Origin of the sequence: Streptomyces sp. NPDC006510 (genome assembly GCF_040611955.1) — a bacterium.
GTDB lineage: Bacteria > Actinomycetota > Actinomycetes > Streptomycetales > Streptomycetaceae > Streptomyces.
This window is the reverse complement of record NZ_JBEXPH010000336.1, coordinates 1-5,406: the sequence shown is the minus strand read 5'-3', so window position 1 is coordinate 5,406 and position 5,406 is coordinate 1. Positions and strand designations below refer to the sequence as shown.

Below are 5,406 nucleotides of genomic sequence, written 5' to 3'. Positions count from 1 at the left end.
GAATGGGTCGAGCAGTGCACGTACCACGGGCCCTACCGCGAGGCAGTGGTCCGCTCCCTGATCACCCTCAAGGCCCTGACGTACGCGCCGACCGGGGGCATCGTCGCCGCGCCGACCACCTCCCTGCCGGAGGACATCGGCGGCTCCCGGAACTGGGACTACCGCTACACCTGGCTGCGCGACGCCGCGATCACCCTCTCCTCGCTGCTGCGCACCGGCTACCGCGAGGAGGCCCGCGCCTGGCGCGAGTGGCTGCTGCGGGCGGTCGCCGGCGACCCGGAGAACCTCCAGATCATGTACGGCATCGCGGGCGAGCGCGAGCTGGGCGAGGCCGAGCTGGACTGGCTGCCCGGTTACGAGAACTCGGGCCCGGTCCGGGTCGGCAACGGCGCGGCGGGCCAGCTCCAGCTGGACGTGTACGGCGAGGTCACCGAGGCGCTGCACCTCGCCCACATGACGGGCCTGACCCGCAACGACTACGCGACGGGCCTCCAGCTCAAGCTGATCGAGTACCTGGAGAAGCACTGGGACGAGCCGGACGAGGGCATCTGGGAGGTACGCGGCCCGCGCCGGCACTTCGTCCACTCCAAGGTGATGGCCTGGGTCGCCGTCGACCGCACCATCAAGCTCATCGAGTCCGGGGACGCGGAAGGGCCGCTGGAGCACCTTCGTGAGCTGCGCGACGACATCCACCGCGATGTCTGCGAGCGGGGCTACGACCAGGAGCGCAACACCTTCACCCAGTCCTACGGTTCGAAGGAACTGGACGCCTCGCTCCTGCTGATCCCGCAGATGGGCTTCCTGCCGCCGGACGACAAGCGCGTGATCGGCACGATCGAGGCGATCCAGCGCGAGCTGTCCACCGAGGACGGCTTCGTACTGCGCTACCCCACCTCGGGCGAGGAAGCGGGCGTCGACGGCTTGGAGGGCGACGAGGGCGCGTTCCTGGCCTGCTCGTTCTGGCTGGCGGACGATCTGGCGATGATCGGCCGGGTCGACGAGGCGCGCCAGCTCTTCGAGCGGCTGCTGTCCCTGCGCAATGACCTGGGGCTGCTCGCGGAGGAGTGGGATCCCCGGCTCCAGCGCCAGGTGGGGAACTTCCCGCAGGCCTTCAGCCATGTGCCGCTGATCGACACGGCGCTGCGCCTGACGGCGAGCGGGGCGTACGTCGGCTGACCCCGGGTCACGGGGCGGGCGGAAGCCCGTCCGCCCCGGTCACCACGGGCCGCTCCGACGGCAGCCCCCACTCGCTCCAGGACCCGTCGTACACGGCCTGTCCGCGGTACCCCGCCAGTTCGGCCCCCAGCGCCAGGACGCATGCGGTGACGCCCGATCCGCAGCTGAGGACCAGTCGCCCGCGCTCCGGGGCGAGGGCGGCGAACACCGCGCGCAACTCATCGGCCGGGCGCATCCGCCCGTCGCGCTGGATCTCCCCGAAGGGCAGGTTGACCGCCCCAGGCATGTGTCCGGCGCGCAGCCCCGGCCGGGGTTCGGCGGCCGCGCCGGCGAACCGGTCCCGGGAACGGGCGTCGAGGACCACCGCGGCCGGGTCGGCCAGGGCCGCCGCCACCTCCTCGCTGCCGACGAACATCCCCGCGCGCGGCCGTGCGGTGAAGTCACCGGGCGCCGCGGCGGGCGCCGGCCGGGCGCTCTCCAGCGGCAGCCCGGCGCCGGCCCAGGCGGGCAGGCCGCCGTCGAGCACCGCGACCTTGTCGAAGCCCATCGCCCGCAGCATCCACCAGGCCCGCGCGCTGGAGTAGATGCCCGCGCCGTCGTACACGACGACGGTGTCGGTGCCGTTCACACCGAGGGAGCGCAGCTCTTCGGTGAACCGGCCGGCGTCGGGCATCGTGTGGGGCAGTGGTCCGGAGTGGTCGGACAGCGCCCCGTCGATGTCGAAGGCCCGCGCTCCCGGGATCCGCAGCTCGCGGCCCCGGTGCGCGCCGACCGAGGCATCGAGGACCACCAGTCCCGGCCGGCCGAGCCGCAGTGCCGGCCAGTCGGCCCCGACCAGCGGTCCGGGAAGCTCATGGCGGTCTGTGTACACCGATACGTCGTCGCCCACGTCTGCTCCAGGTCCGGATGTCAGGGCCACTCGGCCCGAACCGCGCGGCGTTCACAAGATCGCAGCGGCGCCCTTCCCGTGTCAACAACGGCCGGGACCGGCCCACGTCCGGCACGGGCACACCCCCGGTGGCTCCCCCGACGACGCCTCCGGCGCCCGGGGCCGGTACCTTCCTGAATCAGGGCGACCGCCCGTCGGACCCGAGTGGAAGCACGAGGCCAGAGCCAGTGGAGACGCAAGGCGGAATCACCGTGCAGCGAGCCCTTGAGCTGCCGGGGCTGCGCGGCGGCCTCCCGGAGGTGGTGGCCGGCGCGGACCGGCTGAACCGTACGGTGCGCTGGGTGCACGCGGGCGAGGTCCCCAACATCGCCTCACTGCTCAAGGGCGGTGAACTGCTGCTCACCACCGGTCTCGGGCTCGGCACCCGCCCCGCCGAGCAGCGCGCCTTCGTCCGCAGGCTCGCCGACCGCCAGATCGCCGCCCTTGTGGTGGAGCTCGGGCCGCGCTTCAGCAGACTGCCGGCGTCGATAGTGGACGCCGCCCGCGCCGCGGGGCTGCCCCTGGTGCAGCTGCACCGCGAGGTGCCGTTCGTGACGGTGACCGAGGAGATCCACACCGAGATCGTCAACGGTCACTACGCGCTGCTGCGGCAGGCCGAGGACGTGCACCGGCGGTGCACGGAGGCGCTCCTCGGCGGCGGCGGGGTGCCCCAGGTGCTCGGCATCCTGGCGGACTTCGCGGCCAACCCGGTCTTCCTGGAGACGGCGGACGGCCAGCTGCTGTACGCGGCGGGGCCCGGGTCCGGCCCGGTCTGTGCCGACCCCCTCCAGGTGTGGGACGGGATGCGCGGCGGCCGGGCGGCCCGCGAGACACCGCCCACCGGTTCGGTGCTGGTGGATGTGCCGGGCGGCGGCCCGGGCACCGGTTCGGTACGGGCCAGGCTGGTGCTGCTGGCCGTTTCCGGGCCGCTGGTGACCGTGCACCGGATGGCGGCGGAGCGGGCGGCGGGCATTCTCGCCGTCGTGCTGATGCAGGCCCGCCAGGAGGAGGAGCTCGCGGCCCGCGGCCGGGGCGACTTCCTGACGGATCTCGCCGAGGGCCGGATCGCGCCGGAGGACGCGCCCGCGCAGGCCCGCGTGCTGGGCTTCAAGCCGGCCGAGATGCCACTGCTGCCGGTCGTGATGCGGCTGGCCCCCGAGCTCTCGGTGTCCGGGAACTGGGCGTTGCTGGCGCGGGCCGTGCTGGAGGAGCTCTCGTCGGTGGGGGTGCCGGTGCTGCTGGGCGTGCGGCCGGTGGAGGGCCGGGTTCCGGTGCTGCTCGGGCTGCGGTCCGAGACGGAGCGCACGGCGGTCGCGGACCGGGTGGCGGCGGCGCTGCGGGCCGGTGTGGAGCGGGCCGGGCTGGAGCGGGCCGGATCGCATCCGCCGGTCGTGGTGGTGGGTGTGGCGGGCGGCTGGGCGGCGGCCGGCGCGGGCTTGCGGCACGCCGCCGAGACGGCGACGGCCGCGCACGGTCTCAGCGACCGGCCCTGGTACGACGCCCGGCGCCTCGACATCGATCTGCTGCTGTGGCGGCTGCGGGAACACCCGGATCTGGCGGCGTTCGTGGACCGGGCGATCGGCCCGCTGCGCGATCACGACCGCACCTCGCGCCCGGCGCTGCTGCCGACGCTGGAGACGTATCTGGCCCACGCGGGCCGCAAGGCGGAGACGGCGCGGGAGCTGCATCTGAACCGTCAGACGCTGTACAACCGGCTGGCCCGCATCGGCGAGCTGCTCGGCACCGACCTGGACGACCCCCAGGCGGTGCTGGCGCTGAGCCTGGCTCTCCGGGCCCGCCGCCACATCTCGTAGCCGGGCCGGCCGCGCGGCTCACCGCGCCCGGGTAGCCAGAGGCTGGGTCAACTCGTCGTACACACTGAGCACTTGGGCGATCGTGTCGTCCTCGGTGGGCCAACTCGCGGCCTGGGCGAGTCCGGCGGCCGTCAATTCCTGGCGCCGCCGCGGATCCCCGAGCAGCCTGGCCACCACTCGTGCGAGTGCCTCAGTGTTGCCGTACGGCACAAGTTCCGCCGCGTCCCCCACGAGTTCGGGCACGCCGCCGACCGCGGTGGCGACCAGCGGGACGCCGAGCCGCAGCGCTTCCTGGACCGATACCGAGCGCGCTTCCCAGCTGCTGCAAAGCACCGCCAGATCCGCCGCGGCGAGCAGTTCGGCGCGGTCGTCGCGGCTGCCGACGAGCCGGACGGGCAGCTCCTCGTTCCTGATCCGGCGCCGCAGAGCGGCCCGTTCCCGCCCCTCGCCCACGATGACCAGGAGCGGCACGGGGTCGAGCTCGCGCCACAGCCGCGCGGCGTCGAGCAGTGCGCCATATCCGTGATGCGGCACGAGACTCCCGCAGGAGATGATCAACGGCCGCTCCACCGCCCCGAGTTCGGCCCGCGTCTTGCCCGCGTGGACGCCGTCGGGCAGCCGGGGTACGGGGGCCGAGACGGGTGCGAGCCGTGCGTCGCGCGCTCCTCGGTGCCGGGCCCGGTCGACCAGGTCCGATGTCGTACCGAGCACAACGGCCGCCGCGCGGGCGGCCCTTCGCTCCATCAGTTGGATCAGCCGGCTGCGGGCCCCTTCGGCGTGGGCACGGGCGTGCCAGGTGACGACCAGCGGAACGCGCCGGCCGCCGAGCGCGAGAGCGGCGCGCACGGCGGCGTGCGGTCCGTGCGCGTGGACGACGTCCGCCGTCAGGCAGGCGGTCCGCAGGGCGGCGACGGAGGCGGGGTCACTGCGCCGCGGTACGGGGGCGAACCGGGCCCCCGTACCGGAGTAGTCGTAGGCGTGGTCCAGTTCGGCCGGGGCGCAGACGGTGACGTGCACGCCTCTCGCCACGAGTCCCGCGGCCAGCGAGCTGACGTGGGCACTGCTGCCCGCGCTGCCGCCGCCCAGGACTTGGACCGTACGCAGCTGTGACACGTTGAATGGCTCCCGGGGCTCCCGAGTCGGCGGTGATTGCACCGCCAAGGATGCCAGTCCGTACGCACGTTCCGGCACGTTCGGGCCACTGTTGCGGCCCGCACAGCAACAACCGGACGCGGCCTACCACTCGCACGGGTGAGAAACCGGCGCGCTGTTGCCGTGCCCGCCCCCACGGCTTCCTCCGTCAGCGGTCCGCCGTCACCTGGACGAGTCGACTGATCCGGTCCCCGTACACCGCCGCCGCGACCAGCCCCGCGGCATGGACGACGAGTCCGGCCCGGCCGCGGCCCGCGACGATCGCGACCCCGAGTGCGGCACCCAGGGCATGGGCCCCGGTGTCCCCGAGCATGGTCCGCTCCCCCAGGTCGTCGG

The 5,406-nt window shown here is 74.0% G+C and carries 4 protein-coding genes and 1 pseudogene; 2 read left to right on the top strand and 3 right to left on the bottom strand.

The genetic code is table 11. The annotated features are described in order from the left end of the window. Window positions 1–1,176, top strand: a 1,176-nt coding sequence (locus tag ABZY11_RS42650) for a glycoside hydrolase family 15 protein (protein ID WP_356484332.1), incomplete at its 5' end; no start/stop codon positions are given. A 7-nt stretch (window positions 1,177–1,183) separates the two neighbouring features. Here the strand turns inward: ABZY11_RS42650 and ABZY11_RS42645 are convergent. Beyond that, entirely contained in the window at window positions 1,184–2,065 is an 882-nt protein-coding gene (locus tag ABZY11_RS42645) for a sulfurtransferase (protein ID WP_356484331.1), read from the bottom strand. A gap of 227 nt (window positions 2,066–2,292) precedes the next feature. Here ABZY11_RS42645 and ABZY11_RS42640 point away from each other — a divergent pair, with 227 nt between their 5' ends. Then, window positions 2,293–3,918: a PucR family transcriptional regulator gene (locus tag ABZY11_RS42640; RefSeq protein ID WP_356484330.1), complete on the top strand. Its 1,626-nt coding sequence runs from the start codon at window positions 2,293–2,295 to the stop codon at window positions 3,916–3,918. 18 nt (window positions 3,919–3,936) lie between these two features. Here ABZY11_RS42640 and ABZY11_RS42635 read toward each other — a convergent pair whose 3' ends face one another. Together ABZY11_RS42635 and ABZY11_RS42630 are read right to left on the bottom strand one after the other, a co-directional pair. Further along, on the bottom strand, window positions 3,937–5,031 hold the full coding sequence (locus ABZY11_RS42635; RefSeq protein WP_356484329.1) for a glycosyltransferase family 4 protein: 1,095 nt from the start codon (window positions 5,029–5,031) through the stop codon (window positions 3,937–3,939). A gap of 187 nt (window positions 5,032–5,218) precedes the next feature. After that, window positions 5,219–5,406 (bottom strand): annotated as a pseudogene (locus tag ABZY11_RS42630) (hypothetical protein); the annotation flags it as partial.